Raw genomic sequence first — 21,831 nt, 5'->3', positions numbered from 1 at the left:
TCAATGCGATAATATGGATCGGTGGAACTCTGCCGATGGATCATATTGCGGGGCGCATAGTCCCTCGCGCGCCAAATAGGGCACGGCAACCAAGGCTTGGCCCGCCCAAAGCGCGGGATAAGACTGAAACGCGGCCTTTGGCAAACCCTTTGGCAACTCAAGCGCAGCAAGGCTTTGCGCGCCCAAGGGGCGGATCACAGCCTCGCCCAAACGGCGCCCTTTGATGCGCCACCGCCCATCCCACGCAGACGCCCCATCTGCAGGGCATTCATAATCGGCCACTGCGCGCAATTCACGCACCAAGACCAGCGCATCATCTTGCACAAAACTTTGCACCCCTTGAAGCGTTGCCCCGCGCCCCGCATATGCGGCGTCTGCCAAGGCCTCTAGGCTGCTGAGGCGGGGCCTGTAGGGGGCTTGGGTCAAGCACCCAATCCCATGCGCCAAGAGGCGCAATTGGGTTTCTTCTTCAATCCGTTCAAGGCGCGTCAGGTCAAACTGCAGAATGCCTGGATAGGGTTCGGTGACAACATCGCGTGCCACATCCGCCGCGCGCGCCCAAAGTGCAACGCTGGCGCGGGCCATGTGGTCTGCCGTGCGCGTAAGGGTGTCGACATCGAGACCAATTTCGGCCAGATCGCGCATCGCCTTGCGCGTGCGCACGCGCAGATAATCTTCGTTCTCGTTTGAGGGGTCATCGACCCACCCCATCCCGCGCGCTTGCAGGGCCGCACGCAGGTCAGCGCGGGACGCCCAAAGGATTGGGCGAATAACTGGGGCAGCCCCTGCCGCATCTGCGGCCTTATGCGAGAGCGGCAGGGCTTTCATCGCTGACAACCCCTCAACGCCCGATCCGCGCGATAGGCGCATCAAAAAGGTTTCCGCCTGATCATCACGGGTATGGCCCACAAGGATCGCGCCAATTTCAGGCCGTTTGCGTCTGCGCCATTCTTGAACAAGACTATAGCGCGCAGCGCGCGCGGCGGCCTGTAAGTTGCCCACGCCATCCCATTTCCATTGCAAGGTGACGTGATCAATCCCAAGATCATGCGCGATTTTCGCCACCCCTTCCGCCTCGGCGGCGCTTTCGGGGCGTAGTCCGTGATCCACAGTAATCGCAATCAGCGTCACGGGGCCATTGTCAGGGTCTTGGCGCATCTCTGCGGCCCAGTCATGGGCCAGCATCATCAAGGCAAGGCTATCGCTGCCACCTGAAACCATGATGGCCAAAACTGGCGGTAAAGGCGCGGGGCATAGCCGCGCCATCTCACTGTGAAATTTATCGCTCAGGCTCAATTGCACGCAAGCGCCGCACGCGTTGCTTCGGCGGCCGCAATTTCGCTGCGTGCCTCTGGATAGCGCGTAGCGACCTCCGACAGCGTGATACAGGCTTCCTCAATTTGGCCCAATTCGCCTAAGGATTGCCCAAGGCGGGCCAAGGCCGCAGGCGCGCGCGGGCCATCGGGGCTGCCTGAGAAACTGTCAAGAAAGGCGCGGGCTGCACGACTCCAAGCCCCTTGCTGGACTTCGGCCTCACCGCGCAGGAAATGCGCTTCGCCCGATAATGGGCCGCCCGGATAAGTTTCTGCGAAGCGGCTAAAGGCTTGTGCGGCCTCTGCCCAATTGCCCGCATCATAGGCCGCAAGGGCGCGGTCAAAATCCGATTGTTCCGCAACGGCCAATTGCGGGCCATCGCTGGCCCCGCCGGTGCTTGGCGCGGGCGCAAGGGTGCTGCCTTGGCCCAAGGGCGTGCCTGTGTCCCCATCGGGGGCAACACCGCCCAAGGAGGGCGTGTCACCCAGCGTTGCGATATCGCAGTCAGGTTCCAATTCACAAAGGCGGAATTCCAGATCACCAATGCGGTTGGTGCCGTCCCCCACAATCGCCTCGATGCGCAATTGCAGCGTTTCAGTTGCGGCGGTCATACGGCGCAATTCCGCCTCAATGGCATCAAGCCGCGAAAGCGGGTTCGCTGTTCCTGCGGGCAGGCTTGGCCCGCCCGTTGTTGAGAGCTCAAGCCTGAGGCGCTGTATCTCGAAGTAAAGCACCGATAGCTCTTGCCGAATATCGGCAAGGCTTTGGGCTTGGTCAGTTTGGGCAAAGGCCGCATGGGGGGGCATGCCGCCCCCAAGGCCAATGACCATTACCCCGCAGATCAGCGCCCGCTTGAGCATATCGCTTAGGCCCCCGCGCCTGCGGCAATCACCGTCACCGCGCGGCGGTTGCGGCTATAGCACGCTTCGTTCGAGCAAATCTCAATCGGGCGCTCTTTACCATAAGAGATGGTCGACAGACGATTGGGCGCGACCCCACGGCTGATTAGATATTCCTGTGCCGATGCCGCGCGGCGCGCGCCAAGCGCAAGGTTATACTCGCGCGTGCCTTGTTCATCCGCATGGCCCTCGATAATCGCGGTGTAGTTTGGATTGCTCAACAGCCAGTTCGCCTGTTGGTCTAGGGTCGCAATTGCCTCAGCCGACAGGTTCGATTGATCCACCGCAAAGAACACGCGGTCACCAATGGTTTGGTTGAAATATTCGGGGCTTGCAGGGTCGTAATTCCCGCCTGCGCCCGCGCCATATTGGCCACTTGCGCCATTGCCGCCAAGCCCTGCTTGCGAACAGGCTGCAAGACCAAGCATCGCAACCATCAAAGTTGATTTTACCAAAAGTTTCATCGTTTACATTCCTAAGACAAGGGGCAGGTCATTCCACCCCGATTGTGGGCACCGCTTTGGCCCTGTGTAACATGTCCAAAGCGCGTTGTGAATCGGGCATAATGATTTGGCCAATCACGTGCGGGTTATTGCAACAGCGGCGACCAAGCGGGATCGGACGCCATTCCCGGTGTCGCGACACGCTGAAGGTTGCGCCCCGAAATATCGACCGAATAAAGCGCAGGCGCCCCATTTGTGCCTGCAGTTTCGCGGGTGAACATAACCACGCGCCCATTCGGAGCCCAAGTTGGCCCTTCATCAAGGAAAGACGCTGTCAAAAGACGCTCTTCGCTGCCATCAATGCGCATGACGCCGATATGGAACCGCCCTGCCTCTTGTTTGGTGAAGGCGATATAGTCGCCGCGCGGGCTCCAGACGGGGGTGCCATAACGACCACTGCCGCGGCTGATACGCTGCGCAGGGCCACCTGTGGCAGGCATGATGTAAAGCTGCTGGTTGCCAGAGCGGTCGCTTTCAAACACGACTTGGCTGCCATCTGGTGAAAAGCTTGGTGCCGTTTCAATCGAAGGCGCTTCGGTCAAACGTGTCTGCGTGCCCGTGACCAAATCAAGCACATAAATATCGCTATTTCCGCCCCGTTCGACCGAAAACACAACGCGCTGCCCGTCAGGGGAATAGCGTGGGGCAAAGGTCATAGTTCCAGGAAGATCGGCCAAAGGACGGTGGGTCACGCTTGCAATATCCATCTGATAGATGCGCGGCGTGCCACTTTCATAGGATGTGTAGAGCAAGCTGCGTCCATCTGGCGAAAAGCGGGGCGCAAGAACAATCGCGCTGCTATCTGTTAGATATTGAACATTCGCGCCGTCATAATCCATCAGGGCCAGACGCTTGAGCCGCGCGTTTTTGGGGCCTTCCTCGTTTATGAAGGCCACGCGCGTGTCGAAATATCCGCTTTCGCCTGTAATGCGGCTATAGACTTGATCTGCCACCCGATGCGCCATGCGCCGCCATGTTTCGGGCGTTGCTACGAATTGCAGCCCATCTCCGAGTGGCAGTTGTGAGAACACATCAAAAAGCCGAAAACGCACAACCATCTGCCCCTCTGGGGTGCGGCCCACCGAACCCGTGATCAGGGCTTGGGCATTGATGGCTTGCCAATCGGCAAATTGCACGGGGCTGTCAAAACTGGTGATTGTGGAAATATGGGCCTCGGCTGGGATTTCGCGAAACAGGCCTGTGCCACGCAGATCGGCGGCAATCACCCGCGTGATATCTTGGGCGGCATCAGCCATATCAGGCGTATCCGCGATAAAGACGGGCAGGGCGAAGGGGAGCGGCTCAATCACACCTTCGGTGATCTCAATGCGCAAAGGCCCGCCTGCACCTTGGGCCCATGCGGGTAGGCTGCTTGCGCCAAGCGCAAGGCACAGCCCCAAGCCGCGAAAAACTGTAATCAACTGCGCCTTCATCTCAGCCTCATCTGTTCGGGGTTGAAGACCATCTCGATGGTTTGCCATTGGTCGTATTTTTCTGGGGGCAGGTTAAACCCGTTTGCGCCACAGCGCAAAATTGCACGGCGTCCTGCTTCAAATGCTTGGGAGACCGATGCATCCGAGCCACCAGAACTGTCGATCATTCGGATAGACCCCGCATCTGGCCGCCCATCTTGGCCCAAGGTGACCGAGATGGTGACAATTGTGCGCTGCGCTTCGGAGGATAGCGCGCCCACATTCCAACAGGCGCGCACATCGGCGATCAAACCATCCACCTCGCCGCTGCTCAGCGGCGGGCCAGAGGGGACGGAGGGTGTCGCAGGGGCGCTGACCGCATCTGCAACCGCCGCCGCAATCGCATCAGCGAGCGGGTCAGCAGGTTCAGGCGCGGGTTCAGGCTCAGGCTGCGGCTCTGGTTCGGGTGTTGGTTCGGGTGTGGGGCGCTGTGGCCGTGCGGTCGGCACTGGTGACGCAATCGGTGCAAGGCTTGCTGCGGGTGTTTCGGCCTCTGTTACGATCTGGGTCGTTGCGGCTTCGGGGGCTTGGGCCACCTCTTGCTCAACGGGTGTTTCACTCGGCGTATCAGGCTCAGGGGTTGCCTCGACAACAGTCGGCGCGATTTCGGCATCAGGCGGCGGTGCAGGCGCGGGTGTTGGTGCCACGCGCGGCGCAGCCTCGGGTGTTGGCGTGTTTGACGGGGGCGCATTCTCTGCGCCCAAAGGGGGTGCGCTTATTTCTGGGGGCTGTGGTTGCACCTCGGGTTGCACCTCTGGTTGCGGTGCAGGGTCTGGCGTGGGCTCTGGCGCGGGTTCGGGCGCAGGCGGCAGGCTCGCCGCTTGAGTGAGTTCCTCAAATTCAGCGGTTGAGATGATTTGAACGCCTGTCACCTGAAAATCGGTTTCCGTGTTGCGGTGAAACAAAATATCTCCAAACGCCACCCATAAGAGCAGCGCGATGTGCAGCCCAGCCGAGACATAAAGCTCCCGCCGCATCAAACCTACCCCTCAGGCCCGCTGCCCGCCGCGCCATCCAGCGCAGGCCCGCCCGCATCGGTCACAAGGCCAATTTCGCGAAAGCCGCCCGCATTCAGCGCGCCCATGATTTGCATCACTTGCTCATAGGAAATCGCGCCATCCGCGCGCAGGAAAATGCGCGTGCTGTCGCGTTCGCCTGCAATGGCCAACAGCCGCGTGACCAGTTCATCCCGCGAAACTTCGGTGGTTTGGATCATCACCCGCCCATCGGGGGCGATGGTTACAGTGAGCGGTTCTTCTTCCTCACTGGGCAGGGCTTCTGCGGCAGTGTCTGGCAGGTTTATCGGCACACCAACAGTCATCAACGGGGCGGCCACCATAAAGATGATCAAAAGGCACAACATCACGTCCACGAAAGGCGTGACGTTGATTTCGGACATGGCGCGGCTGCTGCCCGCCCGTCTGCGGCCGCGTCTGCGACCGCCGCCTGATTTTTGCGCAACCGAGGCCCCCATCAGTCAAGCTGCCGTGACAAGAGGGTGGAAAACTCATCTGCAAAGCTCTCATAGCCTGCAATGATCCGATCTGAGTCGGACGACAGTTTGTTGTAGAAAATCACGGCAGGGATCGCGGCCAACAGGCCAAGACCCGTTGCAAGCAGGGCCTCGGCAATACCAGGCGCCACAACGGCAAGGGATGTGTTGCCAGAAATCGCGATTTCTTGGAAGGATCGCATGATCCCCCAAACTGTACCAAAGAGGCCAACAAACGGTGCCGTTGCGCCTGTTGTGGCAAGGAAGGTCAAGCCCGCGGTTAGGCGCTCTGCTTCACGGGCAATCGCCACATCCATTGAGCGATCCACGCGCTGCTGCACACCAGGGATAAGCGCGCCATCGTCACGCAGCGAGTTGCGCCATTCGGCCATGCCCGCCACAAAGACACGTTCCGCGGCCGATTGCGGGCTTTCGGCGATTTGATCATAGAGCAAATCAAGCGGCTGACCCGACCAAAACGCTGCATCAAAATCCGCTGTGTTTTGCCTTGCGCGGCGATAAATCCGAAATTTGTTGATCGTGATCGCCCAGACCCAAACTGAGGCCACGATCAGTGCGATCATCACGGCCTGCACAATAAAGGATGCGCGGAAAAACAGCGCCATGAGGGTGAAATCAGCCTCTTGCGCCATGCTAAGCGTTGTAGCGTCCATGCCCGTTCTTTCTATTTGCCTCGATGCCCGACCTTGCCTTTTGGGCAAAGCACCCCCAAATCGGCGCCGTTCTTTTTGCGGCACTCAGTATGGGTTCGCTTTCCCCTATATCAGGTTCAAAATCACTTGGGAATGGGCGCGCGCTCAAGCCCGCGTGATTGGCAAATCCTTGCTCTCAGGGCTTAGCAGAATTTCGACAGCATTTCGGGCGGCAGTTTCGCCACGCCGCCTTGACCATTGATGGTGGCGAGGGTGACTTTGGCGGCAAAGATCACGGTGCCTGCGCGCATGACATCTTGGCTCAATTCCAAGCGCACAGGGCTTGCGCGCAGAATTTTGGTTTCAACCACCAATTCATCATCGAATTTTGCGGGCGCGCGGTAATCAGCCTCAACGCGGCGCACGGCAAACACGATATCTTGGGTGGCCTTGAGCGCCGTTTGATCAATACCAAGGTCGCGCACCATCTCGCTGCGGGCGCGCTCAATGAATTTTAGGTAATTGGCATAATAGACGATCCCCGCCAGATCGGTATCTTCGTAATAAACACGGATGGGCCAGTGATGCGTCATGCTCAATTTCTATGCTCCAAGACAGCCACCCGTGCCGCCATGCGTAGGCCATGCGTGCTGTCTTGCGCGCAGACGGGCATAACAGGATCATAGCCTGCGCGAATAATCGCGGCAATTTCAGGTTTCAGGCGCGCCGCGCCATCGGTCCCTGCGGCCAGTGGGGATTGCCCTAGAAAGGCTTGATCCGACCAAAGTAAAATCGTCTGCACCGCTTGTGACAGCGCGATGGTATCGGCAGGCAGACGCGATAAATCCGCATCCATGCGCACAAAAACAAAGGCCGCTTTGATGCCACCATCGGCATCAAACCGAAATGCGCGATATTGATTGGCATCTACCGCTTTGAGCCGCGCAATGATCTCGGCCAAATCGGGCAGCAGGCGATCCATATTGGGTGTGGCAAGCACCTCGTCCCAATCACGGATGAAAAACATCATGAAATTCGCGCCCAGTTCGGGATCTGTCTCGGCCATCTGGTGGCCGGCAAGTGCGACAACCGCCTCAAGCGCGCCCTTGACGATGGACACGGTCGCATCCTCAACCCCAAACACCACAGGGGCGATAGGCCGACCCCAACGGGCGAAGAGATAGCTGCCATCAGCGCGGGTGAAATAGGGTGTGACTTCATCTTGGGTCATAGGCCACGGGATTAGCGGCTTGGGGGCTGTGGTTCAATCCCCTCAGCTGATCTCTAGCGTGCCAGTTTGATCCGTTATCTCGCCAATAACCCATCCGGTGTGACCTGTGGCTTGAAGTCCCGCTTGCACCTCTGGCAGGGCGGTTTGGGGCAGGGCTGCCAAAAGCCCGCCTGCGGTTTGAGGATCAAATAACAGATCGGCGCGCGGGCCCGATGTTGTGCCCCGTATTTGCCCCAAAAGATGCGCGCGGGTTTGCGGGTAGAGGGTCGATTGCACCCCCGCCGCCGCCAAATCAAGCGCGCCTTGATAGAGAGGAATTTGATCAAGCCAAATCTGCGCCCCCACGCCCGAGGCGCGGGCGATATTCATGATATGGCCTGCAAGGCCGAACCCCGTCACATCGGTCATGGCGCGCGCATGGGGGGCGAGAATATCCGCCACCGCCCCCTGCGGTGTCGTAAGTCCCTGATAAAGGCGCGCAATGTCGCCGCCCTTTGCCAATCCTTGCATCTCTGCCGCCAGAAGAACGCCTGTGCCAATGGGTTTGGTCAGGATCAGCGCATCCCCTGCTTGCGCGCCTCTAAGTCCGATTGCGCGATCTGTAACAAGACCTGTGACTGTGAACCCGATGCTCAGTTCCGCCCCCGCCGCACTATGGCCGCCGATAATATCGGCCCCTGCCGCTGACATCACCTCGGCGGCGGCTGACATGATTTCGGTCAACCAAGCACTTTGCAGCGGTTCTGATAAGGGGGGCAGGGTGATCATTGCCAAGGCCGATTGCGGGGCAGCCCCCATGGCCCAAATGTCGCCAAGTGCGTGAATGGCAGTGATGCGCGCCATCACGGCAGGGTCATTGCAAAACGCGCGCAGATGATCTGTGCTGATCACTTGGCGCGCACCGCCCATATGCAGCACCGCCGCATCATCCCCCCGCCCAATCTCAATGTCTTTGCGGTGGGTTGGGGGTGGGGGCAGGGCGGCCTCAAGCGCGGCTTGGCCCAGTTTTGCGCCACAGCCGCCGCATTGCGGTTTTGGCCCCATGGCCTCGATTATGCCAAGCGCGTGGTCTTGTGGCGGTTGCGGTCGTGCCGCCATCTCAGGCAACTGCGTCAGCTGTTGCATGAACTTGCGATCAATTTGGTCTTTCCACATCCACAGAAAGGGAAAGGATGCAGACACCCTTCCGCGCGTGGCAATGGCTCGCTTATCGCCCAAGGAAATCAGCTTGAGATAATGGCGTTGCGGCTGGTAGGTGTGCGAACTGCGCCCCATCGCAGCCGCGCGCAGATTGTGAAACAGCGGCTTTGCCGCGCGCACCGCATAAACGCCCGCCTTACTCCTGGGGGCATGATCAAAATGCGCGCAATCCCCCGTGGCGAAAATATCGGGGTCTGTCACGCTGCGCAGATCGGCGCCCACGCGGATGAACCCATCTTTCAGGGCAAGCCCTGTCTGTGCCAGCCACGGATGCGCCCGCGCGCCTGCCGCGCCAAGGATCAAATCAAAGGGCAGCGGAGGCTCATCTCGCAGATGGATCATTTGCGCGGTGATCTCGGTGATCTCAACGCCCTCGCGCAGGGTAATGTTTTGGGTGCGCAAGTCTTGTCGCAGAAGCCGTGCCGCGCGCGAAGGCAATTCTTGCAACGCTTGTGCGCGCTCAAATATCGTCACCTCGGGCTTGCGCCCTATGGTGCGCAGGCGGTGCGCCACGGCCATGGCGACCTCAACCCCCGCAATTCCGCCACCGATAAGGGCGATGCGTGCAGGATTGGGCGCTTGGGTTAGAAAGCCCTCCCATGCGGCTGCAAACTCCTCGAGAGGTTTGACGGGCACGGCATGATCTGCAAAGCCTGCTAAGGCGGGCATATCAGTCGTAATGCCAATATCAATCGACATTATGTCATAGGAAATAGACCTACCCCCTGCGAGATGCAGGCGTTTTTCCGCTCGATCAATCCCAATGGCGGGGGCAAGGATGAGGCGGGCATTGGCGAAACGGGCAAGGCGAACCAGATCAATCTCAATTTCGTCTTGTTGATAATGCCCTGCAATCGCACCGGGCAGCATCCCTGAATAGGCCGCCGTTGGGTTTGGCGAGACAAGGGTCAAGCGCGCACCCGCAAGTGGCTGCATCCCCCACATGCGCGCGATCAGCGCGTGACTATGCCCGCCCCCCACAAGCACAATTTCGCGGGTCACGGGCCAAGCGGTGGGGGTCATGATCCTTGACCCCTGAACGGATCATCTGGATACCCCACGCCCGTCAGGATTAATCCATCTGGCGGCGCAACAGGGCCGCAGGCGGCCCGATCGCGCGCCTCTAGGCTGATGCGCACATCGTCAGGCGACCATGATCCCGCCCCAACCCGCTCAAGCGTGCCGACAATCGAGCGCACTTGATTATGCAGGAACGAGCGCGCGCGCAGGTGAAATTGAAATTCGACCGCATCGCCGCGCGGGAAGGCCTCAATCCGTATCTCATCAAGGGTTTTGACGGGCGATTTTGCCTGACAGATAGAGGCACGGAAGGTTGTGAAATCATGCTTGCCGATCAAATGGCGCGCGGCTTCTTGCATGGCGGCAAGATCAAGGGGCTGCTTGACGGCCCATGCCTGCCCCACATCAAGGGTCAAGGGCGCGCGGCGGTTGATCAGCCGATAGGTATAGCGCCGTTCAACTGCGGAAAACCGCGCGTGCCAATCCTCTGACACGGGCGCACAGGCCACAATTGCCACGGGTAAAGGTTTCAAATGATAATTCAGCGCCTCGGACAGGCGAAAGGGCTGCCACTCTTGGGCCATGTCACATTGCGCGACCTGACCCGTGGCATGAACGCCTGCATCTGTGCGCCCTGCCGCAGCGATGGAGGGCACATCCGCCTCAAGCTGTGCAAGCGCAGCCTCAATCGCACCCTGCACCGAGGGTTGATCAGCCTGACGTTGCCACCCCGCAAAGGGGCGACCATCATATTCGACTTTGAGCGCATAACGGGCCATGGCTTTGGCTAACGGAAACGCGCGCGCCATGCAATTGCCCATGACCCCCTATCCATGGCGGCTTTGGCATCCTATCTTTGCGCAAGGCATCAGATGGGGGCAGGCCAAGCGTGATATCATCTTTGGGCGATATGCTGCGTGACAGCGTGGAGAGCACGGGCGAAGCATTGACGCGCGCCTTTTCAGACCCAAGCCTGCGCTTGGGGGTGACAGGGCTGTCTCGCGCAGGAAAGACGGTGTTTATCACCTCTCTCGTGGCCAATTTGATGGAGCGCGGCCGCATGGCGGCATTCTCGCCCGAGCGCGAAGGTCGGATTGAAGCGGCCTACCTGCAACCACAACCCGATGATACGGTTGCGCGGTTTGATTACGAAAGCCATCTTGCCGCGATGACGGGGCCAGAGGCGCATTGGCCGATTGGCACGCGCAGCGTTTCGCAATTGCGCTTGTCCTTGCGCGTCACGCCAAAATCACGGCTTGCGCGTCTGACGGGCCCACGCCGCTTGCATTTGGATATCACTGATTATCCGGGTGAATGGTTGTTGGATTTGGGACTGCTGACGCAAAGCTACGCGCAATGGTCTAAGGCCAGCTTGGCGCAGATTTCCGCCAAGGCGCAGAACTTGGTCGAAGCACGAGATTTCTTGGCGATGGCCACCGAAGCCGTGGCTGAGACGCGCCATGATGAGATGCAGGCCTCGGCCCTTGCGCAAAGTTTCACCGCCTATCTGCACGCGGCGCGCGCGGCGGGGTTCAGCCAATTGACCCCCGGCCGTTTTATCTTGCCGGGCGAATTGCAAGGCAGCCCCGCGCTTACCTTTTGCCCCTTGCCGATTGAGGCCCTGAGGCGTGGCACAATCGCGCGCGAGGCCGCGCGGCGCTTTGAGGCCTATAAATCGCAAATCGTGCGTCCGTTCTTTCGCGCGCATTTTGCCCGCATTGATCGTCAAGTGGTTTTGGTGGATCTGCTCAGCGCCATGCAAGGTGGGCCTGAGGTCTTAGAAGATCTGCGACAGGCAATGGCGGGTATTTTGTCGGTGTTTCGCCACGGCGCGAATGGCCCTTTGGCGGCGCTCTTGGGGCAAAAAACCGATCGTATCCTTTTTGCCGCCACCAAGGCAGATTATCTGCATCAATCCCAGCATCAGGCCTATGCCAATCTTCTTGAGGCTTTGGTGCAAGAGGCCAAACAGCGCGCCGATTATCGGGGGGCGAAAACGCGGGCTATGGCGATTGCAGGCCTGCGCAGCACCGTTGAGGAAAGCCGCGTTCTAGACGGGGCCGAGGTTGATCTGGTGCGGGGCCGTGTTGGGCAATCTAATCAGATGCGCGCCCTTTATGCGGGGCACTTGCCCGACCATCCCGACCATATCCTTGCCCCTGCACGCGAAGGCGCGCGGGATTGGTCGGATCATGAATTCGCGGTGACAGATTTCGCCCCGCCTATATCAAGCCTGCGCGCGGGGCTTGGCCCGCCGCATATTCGCCTTGATGCGGCGGCGGAATTTCTTTTGGCAGATCGTATGGGGTGAAAGTTTCAATTGCCAAGCCTAGCCCTTCGGGCCTATGGCAAAGTCTATGAAGCTCGTGCCCCTCTCTGAAACCTCACATTTGCCGCGCTGGCAGCGCCCGCAGGTTCTTTTGTTCCTGATGGCTTTTGCGATGCCTGTGGCCTTTGCCACATGGTCTGCATTGCTCAATAATTTTGTGATTGAGGCGGCAGGGTTTGACGGGGCCGACATAGGATGGCTGCATTCAGTGCGCGAAATTCCAGGGTTTCTCGCGATTGGCGTGATTGCCTTATTGCTTGTGATCCGCGAGCAGAAATTGGCGCTTTTGTCCTTGGTTATGTTGGGTCTGGCCACGGCGCTGACCTCGCAATTCCCCTCCTTGGGGGGGTTGTTGATTGTCACCCTGATCTCCTCCATCGGGTTCCATTATTACGAGACAGTCAACCAATCGCTTCAATTGCAATGGATTGACAAAAAGCGCGCGCCACAGACCATTGGTTGGCTGATGTCGATGGGGTCTTTGGCCACGCTTTTGGCCTATGGGTTAATCGTGCTGACATGGCGTGCTTATGATTTGAGCTATGACTTGGTCTATGGGTTGGCGGGCGGCTTTACCGCTTTGGTTGCAGTGATTGCATTTTTCGCCTTCCCCCAATTTGAGGGCCCAACCCCGCAGAACCGCAAAATGATCCTGCGCCGCCGCTATTGGCTCTATTATGCGCTGCAATTTATGTCGGGCGCGCGGCGGCAGATTTTCGTGGTCTTTGCAGGCTTCATGATGGTCGAGCGCTATGGCTTTGCCGTGCATGAGATCACAGCGCTGTTCATGGTCACATTGGTCGCCAATATGATCGCGGCCCCGCTTCTGGGTCGTGCTGTTGCCTTTTTTGGGGAACGTGCGGCCTTGATGTTTGAATATGCGGGCTTGTTCGTGATTTTCCTGCTTTATGCGGGCCTCTATCATTTTGATTGGGGCGTGGGTATGGCGGCGGTCCTCTATGTCGGCAACCACATCTTTTTTGCGCTGGCCCTCGCCATCAAAACCTATTTTCAGAAAATCGCAGATCCCGCTGATATTGCGCCTACCGCCGCCGTGGCCTTTACCATCAACCATATCGCTGCGGTGTTCTTGCCTGCGATCTTGGGGTATATCTGGCTGACCTCACCGATTGCGGTGTTCCTGCTTGCGTCAGGGATGGCTGCCACATCTTTCGCCTTGTCGCTTTTGGTGCCGCGTCATCCAGAGGCGGGGAATGAAACCTTACTTGCGCGGCGCGGTTTACCCGTGGCTGCGCCCATCACCACCGTGATCAAATAGGGTGCTTATGACGACCTTTACCGCCTTTACCACATTGCCTGCTAAATCCGCCGCCGAAGCCTTGGGTGAGGCCATAGAGGCACTTGATCCCGCGCCCTATGGCGTAGGGGTTTTTGAGATCGAAGACGGCTCTGGCCGTTGGGAGGTGGGCGGCTATTTCCTTGAGGCCCCCGATGAGATCGGATTGGCGCTTTTGGCGGCATCGCATGGCGCGCGGGAATTTGTCGTTTCAGAATTGCCCGAAACTGATTGGGTCGCGCAGGTGCGCCGTGAATTGCACCCTGTGCGCGCGGGGCGGTTTTACCTTTACGGCAGCCATGATGCCGATACAGTTCCAAACGATGCCGTGCCCTTGCTGATTGAGGCCGCAATGGCCTTTGGCACAGGGCATCACGGCACCACCTCTGGATGTTTGATTGCGTTTGATCGCCTGCTCACTGAGGGCCATGTTTTCAAAAATGTGGTTGATATTGGCTGTGGCACGGCGGTCTTGGCCTTGGCTGCGGCACGGGTCTTTCCGCAGACTGTTCTGGCCTCTGATATTGATGAGATCGCGGTTGATGTCGCCCGTGTAAACGCCCAAGCAAATGACCTCGCAGATCGGATCGAGGCTGTGCAAGCCGCAGGGTTTGATCATCCCACCCTTGCAGCCCGCGCGCCCTTTGATTTGATCTTTGCCAATATCCTAAAGGGGCCACTGATCGAACTGGCCCCCGATATGGCGCGTCATGCCGCGCAGGGCGGTTATTTGATCTTGTCAGGCCTTTTGTTGGAGCAGGCTGAGGATGTCACTGCCGCCTATCTCGCGGTAGGGTTCGAGCGGGTTTATGCGTCCGAGCATGGGGAATGGGCGGCGCTGACACTGCGCTATATGGGGTGATGGGCACGCCACGCTTGTTGAATGTTCTTGTTTCGTGCTATTGATGGGCTAAGCTGACGCAAAGAACCACAAAGGGCGAGCAGGCCATGCGTATCATCGGTATTGACCCAGGGCTTCGCTATCTTGGGTGGGGCGTAATCGAGGCGGATGGCCCGCGCCTACGCCACATTTCAAATGGCGTTATCGAAGGGGTGGGCGGTGATCTCGCCCCGCGTCTTTTGGCGCTATATGATGGATTAATCGCCGTCCTTGCCGAATTTGCACCAGATTGCGCGGCAGTCGAACAGACCTTTGTCAATCGTGATGGCGCGGCTACGTTGAAATTGGGGCAGGCGCGCGGTGTTGCGATGTTGGCCCCTGCCAAGGCAGGCTTGCCTGTGGCTGAATATGCGCCAAACACAGTAAAGAAAACCGTGGTTGGGGTGGGGCACGCGCATAAAGATCAGATTGGACATATGGTGCGCCTGCAATTGCCCGGATGCGCGCCAAAATCCCCGGATGCTGCTGACGCTTTGGCGATTGCGATATGTCATGCCCATCATGCGCAATCGCAGACGCGGATCATGAAAGCAGTGGGGGCAAGCCTGTGATCGGGAAATTGACAGGCCGCGTGGATTACCGCGCCAGTGACCATGTGCTTTTGGATGTCGGTGGCGTGGGCTATGTGGTTTATTGCTCAGAACGCACTCTTGCGAACCTGCCGAATGCGGGGCAGGTGGCAAGCCTTTACACCGAACTTCTGGTGCGCGAAGACCTTTTGCAGCTTTTTGGGTTTTTAACCCCGTATGATCGTGAGTGGCATCGTTTGTTGGTGTCTGTTCAGGGCGTGGGGGCCAAAGCCGCGATGGCAATTTCGGGTGCGCTTGGTACAGAGGCCTTGGCCCGTGCCATTGCGATTGGGGATTGGGGCGCGGTCAAAGCAGCCCCTGGTGTGGGTCCGAAATTGGCGCAGCGCGTGGTCAATGAACTAAAGGATAAAGGCCCCGCTTTGATGGCGATGGGTGGCAGTCTGGCCCGCGATTTGACGCAGAATGCCCCTGCGCCCGTGGTGGAAGGCCCGCAGGGGCCTGTATCCACCCCTGCGGCACCGCCGCCGCCTGCAACCGCGCAGGCCGATGCGCAAAGTCAGGCTGAGGCAATTTCAGCCCTGACCAATTTGGGCTATGGCCCCTCTGACGCGGCAAGTGCGGTTGCGCGCGCGGCAGACGAGGCCGATACGACCCCTGCACTGATCCGCGCGGCACTGCGCCTCTTGGCCTCGAAGGATTGATATGAGCACGCCTGATCCAACATTGCGCCCCGATCCGCACCCGCAGGATGATCTGCGCGAAGATCGCGCTTTGCGTCCTGAACTTCTGACCGAGTTTATTGGTCAGGCCGAAGCGCGGGCAAATTTGCGGGTGTTTATCGAAAGTGCCCGCAAGCGCGGTGAGGCGATGGACCATGTGCTGTTTCATGGCCCCCCGGGCTTGGGCAAGACCACCTTGGCGCAAATTATGGCGCGCGAATTGGGGGTGAATTTTCGCATGACCTCGGGCCCCGTTTTGGCAAAAGCGGGGGATTTGGCCGCGATCCTCACCAATCTTGAGCCGCGTGATGTTTTGTTTATTGACGAAATTCACCGCCTGAACCCCGCAGTCGAAGAGGTGCTTTATCCCGCGATGGAGGATTTTGCACTGGATCTGGTTATAGGTGAGGGGCCTGCCGCGCGATCTGTGCGCATCGAATTGCAGCCCTTTACCTTGATCGGGGCCACCACCCGCTTGGGGCTGTTGACCACGCCCTTGCGGGATCGGTTCGGCATCCCCACGCGTTTGGTGTATTATGACACGCCCGAGTTGGAGCAGATTGTGACCCGTGGCGCGCGCCTGATGGGCGCCCCTGCCGATGAGGAAGGGGCGCGGGAGATCGCCAAGCGTGCGCGCGGCACCCCGCGCATTGCAGGCCGCTTATTGCGCCGCGTGGTCGATTTTGCGGTGGTTGAGGGGGATGGGCGTGTCACCGCTGAAATCGCGGATCGCGCGTTGACACGGCTTGGGGTCGATAAGCTTGGGCTGGATGGCGCCGACAGGCGCTATCTGCGCCTGATCGCCGAATCCTATGGCGGCGGCCCTGTCGGGATTGAAACGCTTGCAGCCGCCCTTTCCGAAAGCCGCGATGCGCTCGAAGAGGTGGTTGAACCCTATCTCTTGCAACAAGGCCTGATTGCGCGCAGCCCGCGGGGGCGGATGCTGACGCAATCGGCCTTTGCGCATCTCGGGCTGCCCGTTCCTACCCCGGCTGCGCAAACGGGGCTTTTTGAATGATCAGCCAAATTTCTCGGCCCATGTGGGCAGGGGATCATGTGCTGCAGGGGTGGCCTCATAGACCGCGCGGGCAATCGCGCGGCTAAGGCACAGGGCTGCCGCATTTCCCAAATGCAGCGTATCCATGAGCGGATCGTGAAGGGCGCGCGCGCCCGTTGCAGCGGCAAAGACCAAATCCCCATCCATCGGCGTATGCGCGGGGTAAATCGCGCGCGCCATGCCATCATGCGCGGCGGTGGCCATGCGGGTGGCTTGCGCTTGGGTCAAGATGGCATCTGTCGCCACAATCGCGATGGTGGTTGCCCCGTCCCGATGCCCTTTGACCAAGGGGCATGCGGATGGATCGAACGCCCCTGTCCCAAGCGCCCCAGTCCCAAGCCTGCCAAATTCTGCACCCATTTCAAATGGGGCTGCCCAGAATTGCGGGCCATCGCCTATAGTCACGCGGCCCAATGCGTTGACAGCGACCAGAGCGCCCACCGTGATCCCGTCAAAGGTGACCGAGGCTGAGCCAAGCCCACCCTTGAGGTCAGCGGTCAGCGCCCCTGTTCCTGCGCCCACTGTACCAAGGACAAAATCAGGGGATGCCGCCTCAAACGCCGCACGTCCCAAGGCGGCATAGGGGTTCTGACCCCATGCTTTGTCACCACCATTGATCAAATCAAAGAGAATTGCGGCGGGCACGATTGGCACAAGCTGATCGCCAACGGCGAAGCCGCGCCCCGCGGCCCGCAAGCCATCCATCACACCTGAGGCCGCATCAAGGCCAAAGGCAGACCCGCCCGCGAGAACCAGTGCATCCACCTCCTGCACCAATCGCTCAGGCGATAAGAGCTCCGTTTCTCGCGTGCCAGGCGCACCGCCCATGATATGCACCCCTGCCACAAAGGGGCGCTCGGCTGTCAGAACAGTGACCCCTGTTTTGATCACGTCATCCTGAGCGTGGCCGACATATAGGCCCGCGACATCGGTGATTAAGTTTTTCGCGCCTTTCTCAAACATCGCCATCCCCTTAGATGCAGCGCCCGCCATCAACCTCCAAGGCGGCACCTGTGATCATTGAGGCCTCATCCGAGCACAAGAAGCACGCAGCATTGCCCATATCCTCGGGCGTGGAAAACCGGCCCAAAGGGATGGTTGATAGAAATTTTGCCCGCATTTCGGGCGTGTCCTCGCCCATAAAACTGGACAAAAGCGGGGTTTCCCCCGCCACAGGGCATAGCGCGTTGACGCGGATACCTTGCGGGGCCAGTTCCACCGCCATCGCCTTGGTTGCGGTGATCATCCAGCCCTTGGAGGCATTATACCAATTCAGCTTGGGGCGTGGGCTGAGGCCTGCAGTTGAGGCGATATTGAGGATCGTGCCCGCTTGTGCAGTTTTCATATGCGGAACGATTTCACGGGCCATCAGATAAACAGATTTCGCATTCACCGCGAGGACGCGGTCAAACATCTCCTCGGTAACATCTTCCATCATCTGCGGCAGATGGGTGATGCCCGCATTGTTCACAATAATATCAATACGCCCCCACGCGGAAAGCGCAGATTGGGCGAGGGCGGCCACGCTCTCGCCCTTGGCGACATCGGTTTCATGGGCAAGGCTACCCGTGGCCTGGGCCATGTCATGGGCTGCCGCGCCATTGAGATCGGCAATCATCACCTCGGCCCCTTCGGCGCGGAATTTGCGCACGATCCCTGCGCCAAATCCCGATGCGCCGCCCGTTACAATTGCGGTTTTTCCTGCAAGCCTCATGAAACTGTCCCTTTCTGTGGGGCCGCGTCCAAGCGGGGCGCGGTGTTGAGTAAGTTTTGTGTATAAGGATGTCTGGGGGCAGATAGAATTTGGGGCGCTGGCCCCTGTTCGACAATCACCCCATTTTCCATCACCGCAATAGTGTCGGCCATATGGGCCACAACCGTGAGATCGTGGGTGATGAAAATATACGAAAGCTGCAATTCCTGTTGCAGCGATTTCAGCAAATCCAAAACCCGTGCGCGCACGGAGACATCAAGGGCTGAAACCGCCTCATCAAGCACCACGATATCGGGTCGCGTGATCAGCGCGCGGGCAATGGCAATGCGCTGTCTTTGCCCGCCTGAGAATTGATGCGGGTATTTTTGCGCATCTTGAGGCGAAAGGCCTACCTGCTCAAGTGCAGTTGCAACGCGAGATGTGACCTCATTAGATGGGACATTTTGCAGATCAAGCGGTTCCGCGATCACGCGCCCCACCCGCCAACGGGGGTCAAAGCTGCCATAGGGGTCTTGAAACACAATTGACAGACGTCGCCGATTTTCAAGCGGCATGTTCGGATGCACCTCTGTGCCGTCTAAGACAATCTTCCCTGATTGCGCGGCCTCTAGCCCCAAAATGGCGCGGGCGAGCGTGGATTTTCCGCATCCAGACCCCCCTACGATCCCCAAACATTCCCCTCGCTTAAGGGTAAGATTTGCATCACGCACTGCAACGAAGGGTTCAGATTTTCGCAAGCCTAGGCGTTTGGGCGGATAGATGCGACTGACGCCTTCCACGGATAAGAGTGTCTCGCTTGTCAGGGGTTCGGTCTCTTTTGGGGCGGGGCGGGCAGCGGATAAGAGCGCCTTGGTGTAAGGGTCGCGCGGGCGGGACAAAAGCCGCTTTGTCTCGCCTTTTTCAATGATGCGGCCTTGGTTCATCACCGCCACCTCGTCAGCCATCGAGGCCACAACGGCCAGATCATGCGTGATCAGCAAAAGCGCCATGCCATCCTCGGCAACGAGGGTTTTCAAAAGTGCTAAAATCCCCTGTTGCGTGGTGACATCAAGCGCGGTTGTCGCCTCGTCCGCGATTAAAACATCGGGCGCTGCCGCGATCGCAGCGGCAATGGCCACGCGCTGCCTTTGTCCGCCAGACAGCTCATGCGGATAACGATCAAGCGCGATCTGCGCCAAGCCAACCCGATCTAAAACGGTGCGCGCCTGCGCCATTGCGGCCCGCCGATTGGGACTGATGCGATGCACCATAAGGGTTTCGGCCACCTGTGCGCCGATTTGCAGAACGGGGTTCAGCGCGGTCATGGGTTCTTGGAAAATCATCCCAATCCTTCGACCGCGCAACTGGCACATTTTTCGATCTGACAGGCCCAAGAGACTGTCAATGCCATTGAGCAGAACCGAACCCTGCGCGCTGCATCCTTGGGGCAATAGGCCCATAATCGCCAGCGCCGTCATCGATTTGCCTGATCCAGATTCCCCAACCAAGGCGGTGATCCGATGCGCGGCGAGCGTCAAGGACAGATCAGAAACCAATGCACCCCCGTCATGGGTGATTGTCAGGTTCTTCAGTTTAAGGCGGGGCGAAGCGGTCATTTCAGGGCGCGCTCCAGTCTCGGGTCAAGGTGATCGCGCAGCCCATCCCCCGCCAAGTTCAAGCCAAGAACCAAGGCCATGATGCAGGCCCCGGGCAGAATGGCCAGCATCGGATGGGTGTAGATCATGGTTTGCGCCTCGGCCAACATGCGGCCCCAACTGGGGGTTGGCGGTTGCGCCCCAAGCCCAACATAGGAGAGCGCGGCCTCAGCCAGAATCCCAAGGCTGAATTGGATCGTGGCCTGCACGATGATCAGGTTCAGAATATTGGGCAAGATATGTTCAAGGCTGATCCTAAACTTGGATTTTCCCGCCACACGCGCGGCAAGGATGTAATCCAATGTCCAAAGTGGTAGCGCCCCTGCCCGGGTCACGCGGGCAAAGACGGGGATATTGAAAATGCCAATTGCAAGGATCGCGTTAAACGCCGAGGGGCCGTAGGTTGCAGTGATCAGAATGGCGATCACAAGCGCGGGAAAGGCAAAGATCAGATCATTGCCCCGCATGATCAGTTCATCGCCAAAGCGCCCATGCTGTGCTGCCGCCAGCAGACCCAAAGGCACGCCAATGCCTGCCCCAATGCCAATGGCCGCCACCGCCACCGCAATAGAGGTTTGCGCGCCCACCATCAGCAAAGATAGGACATCGCGCCCGAATTGATCCGTGCCAAGCAGATAGGTGGCGCTTGGCCCTTGCAGGCGATTGGCAATCGCAAGGCTTGTGACCTCATGGGGCACCCAGAGGAGGCTAAGGGTGGCGAGGGCAAGGAAAAACAGGCTGATCGCACCGCCAAGGATCAAGGATCGCTGCACCTTCATCTGCGCAGCCTAGGATCAAGGGCGGCGTAGGCCAGATCAACCAAAAAGGTTACAAGGATCACGGCGAACACAAGCAGCATGGTGACCGACTCGACCACGATTAAATCGCGTTGGGTGATGCCCTGAAAGATCAGGCGACCAAGCCCAGGAAGAAAGAAAACATTTTCGATGATAATGGCGCCCGCAAGAAGAAACGAGAATTGAAGGCCTAAGATCGTCATCACGGGAATGCCTGCATTGCGCAAGGCATGACGCCATAGGGTTTGCCTGCGGCTTAGGCCCTTGGCGCGGGCGGTGCGGATATAGTCTTGCTCTAATGTCTCTAAGAGGGCCGAACGCAAAACCCGCGCCAAAATGGCCGCCTGCGGCAGGGCCAAGGCGAAGGCGGGCAGCGTGAGCGAGGCGAGCCCCGCCCCGAAACTGTCCCATCCCGCAAATCCACCTGCCGACACCCATTGTAATTGTATCGCGAACAGCAGCACCAACAGCATCGCAAACCAAAAATTGGGGATCGCAATGCCGATTTGCGCAGCCGCCATCACCCCAAGATCGGGCCATGCGCCGCGCTTGGCCGCGGCCAGCACCCCCACAGGGATCGCGAGGGCAGTTGACAGGATCAGCGCGTAAATGGCCAAGGGCAGTGAAACGGCAAGCCTATCTTGGATCAAATCGGCCACGGGCACGCGATAGGTGTAGGATAGGCCAAAATCTCCCTGCACCATGCCCCCGACCCATGCCAGATATCGGGGCAGAAGCCCCCCATCGAGGCCCAGTTCCGCCCGAAGGTTTGCAACCGCCTCGTCTGTGGCATTTAGGCCAAGCATGAAACTGGCAGGATCACCGGGGATCACCTCAATGAGGCAAAAGATAACTACGCTTGCCACGGCAAGGCTAAGGATCATCGCAAGCGCCCGACTGAGAAAATAGCTCAACATGGCAAAACCTTAGCCCGAAGGCGTGCTAGGCCGCTAGAGGGGACTTGCGCGACTCAAGGCTTTCGCGGCAGATAGTGCCACGAGGTTGGGGACGATGGCGTCGTCCCATGGCAGACCTTAACCGCCCTGAACGCCGGGGTCTTCTGTCAAAG

General features: G+C 59.1%; 22 protein-coding genes. 6 read left to right on the top strand and 16 right to left on the bottom strand.

Going from position 1 to position 21,831, the window contains the following annotated elements; genetic code table 11:
* The 11 genes from tilS to truA form a co-directional block, all read right to left on the bottom strand.
* Positions 1-1,266 (bottom strand): tRNA lysidine(34) synthetase TilS, encoded by a 1,266-nt coding sequence (tilS, locus tag AAC620_RS09130; protein ID WP_340244435.1) that lies wholly within the window; start codon positions 1,264-1,266, stop codon positions 1-3.
* Between the two features lie 26 nt (positions 1,267-1,292).
* Complete coding sequence (gene ybgF / locus AAC620_RS09125) at positions 1,293-2,174, bottom strand: tol-pal system protein YbgF (protein WP_340244433.1); 882 nt, start codon at positions 2,172-2,174, stop codon at positions 1,293-1,295.
* 5 nt (positions 2,175-2,179) lie between these two features.
* Complete coding sequence (gene pal / locus AAC620_RS09120) at positions 2,180-2,677, bottom strand: peptidoglycan-associated lipoprotein Pal (protein WP_317655623.1); 498 nt, start codon at positions 2,675-2,677, stop codon at positions 2,180-2,182.
* A 125-nt stretch (positions 2,678-2,802) separates the two neighbouring features.
* Entirely contained in the window at positions 2,803-4,149 is a 1,347-nt protein-coding gene (tolB, locus tag AAC620_RS09115; RefSeq protein WP_445322460.1) for a Tol-Pal system beta propeller repeat protein TolB, read from the bottom strand.
* The gene (locus tag AAC620_RS09110; RefSeq protein WP_340244430.1) at positions 4,146-5,165 is read right to left on the bottom strand and encodes an energy transducer TonB; all 1,020 of its coding nucleotides are present in this window, start codon (positions 5,163-5,165) and stop codon (positions 4,146-4,148) included. The genes tolB and AAC620_RS09110 overlap by 4 nt, the downstream gene beginning before the upstream one ends.
* A gap of 5 nt (positions 5,166-5,170) precedes the next feature.
* A complete protein-coding gene (gene tolR / locus AAC620_RS09105; protein WP_317655620.1) occupies positions 5,171-5,662 on the bottom strand; it encodes a protein TolR in 492 nt (163 codons plus the stop codon).
* Positions 5,662-6,354 carry a protein TolQ gene (gene tolQ / locus AAC620_RS09100; protein ID WP_317655619.1) on the bottom strand — a complete coding sequence of 231 codons (693 nt, stop codon included), beginning with the start codon at positions 6,352-6,354 and terminating at the stop codon, positions 5,662-5,664. Before tolQ ends, tolR begins: the two co-directional genes overlap by 1 nt.
* A gap of 182 nt (positions 6,355-6,536) precedes the next feature.
* Complete coding sequence (ybgC, locus tag AAC620_RS09095) at positions 6,537-6,926, bottom strand: tol-pal system-associated acyl-CoA thioesterase (RefSeq protein WP_340244427.1); 390 nt, start codon at positions 6,924-6,926, stop codon at positions 6,537-6,539.
* A 2-nt stretch (positions 6,927-6,928) separates the two neighbouring features.
* Complete coding sequence (locus AAC620_RS09090) at positions 6,929-7,564, bottom strand: hypothetical protein (protein ID WP_340244426.1); 636 nt, start codon at positions 7,562-7,564, stop codon at positions 6,929-6,931.
* 42 nt (positions 7,565-7,606) lie between these two features.
* A complete protein-coding gene (selD, locus tag AAC620_RS09085; protein WP_340244424.1) occupies positions 7,607-9,787 on the bottom strand; it encodes a selenide, water dikinase SelD in 2,181 nt (726 codons plus the stop codon).
* Positions 9,784-10,563: a tRNA pseudouridine(38-40) synthase TruA gene (gene truA / locus AAC620_RS09080; RefSeq protein WP_340244423.1), complete on the bottom strand. Its 780-nt coding sequence runs from the start codon at positions 10,561-10,563 to the stop codon at positions 9,784-9,786. Before truA ends, selD begins: the two co-directional genes overlap by 4 nt.
* Before the next feature lie 131 nt (positions 10,564-10,694).
* Here truA and AAC620_RS09075 point away from each other — a divergent pair, with 131 nt between their 5' ends.
* The 6 genes from AAC620_RS09075 (at position 10,695) to ruvB (ending at position 16,578) form a co-directional block, all read left to right on the top strand.
* Complete coding sequence (locus tag AAC620_RS09075) at positions 10,695-12,095, top strand: YcjX family GTP-binding protein (protein ID WP_340244657.1); 1,401 nt, start codon at positions 10,695-10,697, stop codon at positions 12,093-12,095.
* Between the two features lie 46 nt (positions 12,096-12,141).
* Positions 12,142-13,392: an MFS transporter gene (locus AAC620_RS09070; protein ID WP_340244655.1), complete on the top strand. Its 1,251-nt coding sequence runs from the start codon at positions 12,142-12,144 to the stop codon at positions 13,390-13,392.
* A 7-nt stretch (positions 13,393-13,399) separates the two neighbouring features.
* A complete protein-coding gene (locus tag AAC620_RS09065) occupies positions 13,400-14,272 on the top strand; it encodes a 50S ribosomal protein L11 methyltransferase (protein ID WP_340244421.1) in 873 nt (290 codons plus the stop codon).
* An 86-nt stretch (positions 14,273-14,358) separates the two neighbouring features.
* Entirely contained in the window at positions 14,359-14,862 is a 504-nt protein-coding gene (ruvC, locus tag AAC620_RS09060; RefSeq protein ID WP_340244419.1) for a crossover junction endodeoxyribonuclease RuvC, read from the top strand.
* Positions 14,859-15,542, top strand: a complete 684-nt coding sequence (ruvA, locus tag AAC620_RS09055) for a Holliday junction branch migration protein RuvA (RefSeq protein WP_340244417.1) — start codon at positions 14,859-14,861, stop codon at positions 15,540-15,542. The genes ruvC and ruvA overlap by 4 nt, the downstream gene beginning before the upstream one ends.
* A gap of 1 nt (position 15,543) precedes the next feature.
* Entirely contained in the window at positions 15,544-16,578 is a 1,035-nt protein-coding gene (gene ruvB, locus AAC620_RS09050) for a Holliday junction branch migration DNA helicase RuvB (protein ID WP_340244415.1), read from the top strand.
* Here ruvB and AAC620_RS09045 read toward each other — a convergent pair whose 3' ends face one another.
* The 5 genes from AAC620_RS09045 to AAC620_RS09025 are packed head-to-tail and all read right to left on the bottom strand — an operon-like array spanning position 16,579 to position 21,679.
* Positions 16,579-17,580, bottom strand: coding sequence for a P1 family peptidase (locus tag AAC620_RS09045; protein WP_340244413.1), 1,002 nt, complete (start codon positions 17,578-17,580; stop codon positions 16,579-16,581).
* A 10-nt stretch (positions 17,581-17,590) separates the two neighbouring features.
* Positions 17,591-18,331 (bottom strand): SDR family oxidoreductase, encoded by a 741-nt coding sequence (locus AAC620_RS09040; RefSeq protein ID WP_340244411.1) that lies wholly within the window; start codon positions 18,329-18,331, stop codon positions 17,591-17,593.
* Positions 18,328-19,926 carry an ABC transporter ATP-binding protein gene (locus AAC620_RS09035; RefSeq protein ID WP_340244409.1) on the bottom strand — a complete coding sequence of 533 codons (1,599 nt, stop codon included), beginning with the start codon at positions 19,924-19,926 and terminating at the stop codon, positions 18,328-18,330. The genes AAC620_RS09040 and AAC620_RS09035 overlap by 4 nt, the downstream gene beginning before the upstream one ends.
* Entirely contained in the window at positions 19,923-20,744 is an 822-nt protein-coding gene (locus AAC620_RS09030) for an ABC transporter permease (protein WP_445322459.1), read from the bottom strand. Before AAC620_RS09030 ends, AAC620_RS09035 begins: the two co-directional genes overlap by 4 nt.
* Positions 20,741-21,679: an ABC transporter permease gene (locus tag AAC620_RS09025; RefSeq protein WP_340244407.1), complete on the bottom strand. Its 939-nt coding sequence runs from the start codon at positions 21,677-21,679 to the stop codon at positions 20,741-20,743. The genes AAC620_RS09030 and AAC620_RS09025 overlap by 4 nt, the downstream gene beginning before the upstream one ends.
* Between the last annotated feature and the right edge of the window lie 152 nt (positions 21,680-21,831).

The sequence above is a fragment of the Roseobacter sp. HKCCA2468 genome, from assembly GCF_037805105.1.
Taxonomy (GTDB): domain Bacteria; phylum Pseudomonadota; class Alphaproteobacteria; order Rhodobacterales; family Rhodobacteraceae; genus M30B80.
This window is presented reverse-complemented; position numbering and strand designations above follow the sequence as displayed.

Excerpts from the sequence above, each read along its gene's own strand:
- AAC620_RS09070 (WP_340244655.1), top strand. The coding sequence starts at position 12,142 with ATGAAGCTCGTGCCCCTCTCTGAAACCTCACATTTGCCGCGCTGGCAG.
- ruvB (WP_340244415.1), top strand. The coding sequence starts at position 15,544 with ATGAGCACGCCTGATCCAACATTGCGCCCCGATCCGCACCCGCAGGAT.
- selD (WP_340244424.1), bottom strand. The coding sequence starts at position 9,787 with ATGACCCCCACCGCTTGGCCCGTGACCCGCGAAATTGTGCTTGTGGGG.
- tolQ (WP_317655619.1), bottom strand. The coding sequence starts at position 6,354 with ATGGACGCTACAACGCTTAGCATGGCGCAAGAGGCTGATTTCACCCTC.
- AAC620_RS09030 (WP_445322459.1), bottom strand. The coding sequence starts at position 20,744 with ATGAAGGTGCAGCGATCCTTGATCCTTGGCGGTGCGATCAGCCTGTTT.
- AAC620_RS09040 (WP_340244411.1), bottom strand. The coding sequence starts at position 18,331 with ATGAGGCTTGCAGGAAAAACCGCAATTGTAACGGGCGGCGCATCGGGA.
- AAC620_RS09090 (WP_340244426.1), bottom strand. The coding sequence starts at position 7,564 with ATGACCCAAGATGAAGTCACACCCTATTTCACCCGCGCTGATGGCAGC.
- ybgF (WP_340244433.1), bottom strand. The coding sequence starts at position 2,174 with ATGCTCAAGCGGGCGCTGATCTGCGGGGTAATGGTCATTGGCCTTGGG.
- AAC620_RS09065 (WP_340244421.1), top strand. The coding sequence starts at position 13,400 with ATGACGACCTTTACCGCCTTTACCACATTGCCTGCTAAATCCGCCGCC.
- AAC620_RS09075 (WP_340244657.1), top strand. The coding sequence starts at position 10,695 with ATGCTGCGTGACAGCGTGGAGAGCACGGGCGAAGCATTGACGCGCGCC.
- truA (WP_340244423.1), bottom strand. The coding sequence starts at position 10,563 with ATGGCCCGTTATGCGCTCAAAGTCGAATATGATGGTCGCCCCTTTGCG.
- AAC620_RS09045 (WP_340244413.1), bottom strand. The coding sequence starts at position 17,580 with ATGTTTGAGAAAGGCGCGAAAAACTTAATCACCGATGTCGCGGGCCTA.
- tilS (WP_340244435.1), bottom strand. The coding sequence starts at position 1,266 with ATGGCGCGGCTATGCCCCGCGCCTTTACCGCCAGTTTTGGCCATCATG.
- tolB (WP_445322460.1), bottom strand. The coding sequence starts at position 4,149 with ATGAAGGCGCAGTTGATTACAGTTTTTCGCGGCTTGGGGCTGTGCCTT.
- ruvC (WP_340244419.1), top strand. The coding sequence starts at position 14,359 with ATGCGTATCATCGGTATTGACCCAGGGCTTCGCTATCTTGGGTGGGGC.
- pal (WP_317655623.1), bottom strand. The coding sequence starts at position 2,677 with ATGAAACTTTTGGTAAAATCAACTTTGATGGTTGCGATGCTTGGTCTT.
- ybgC (WP_340244427.1), bottom strand. The coding sequence starts at position 6,926 with ATGACGCATCACTGGCCCATCCGTGTTTATTACGAAGATACCGATCTG.
- AAC620_RS09025 (WP_340244407.1), bottom strand. The coding sequence starts at position 21,679 with ATGTTGAGCTATTTTCTCAGTCGGGCGCTTGCGATGATCCTTAGCCTT.
- tolR (WP_317655620.1), bottom strand. The coding sequence starts at position 5,662 with ATGGGGGCCTCGGTTGCGCAAAAATCAGGCGGCGGTCGCAGACGCGGC.
- AAC620_RS09035 (WP_340244409.1), bottom strand. The coding sequence starts at position 19,926 with ATGACCGCTTCGCCCCGCCTTAAACTGAAGAACCTGACAATCACCCAT.
- AAC620_RS09110 (WP_340244430.1), bottom strand. The coding sequence starts at position 5,165 with ATGCGGCGGGAGCTTTATGTCTCGGCTGGGCTGCACATCGCGCTGCTC.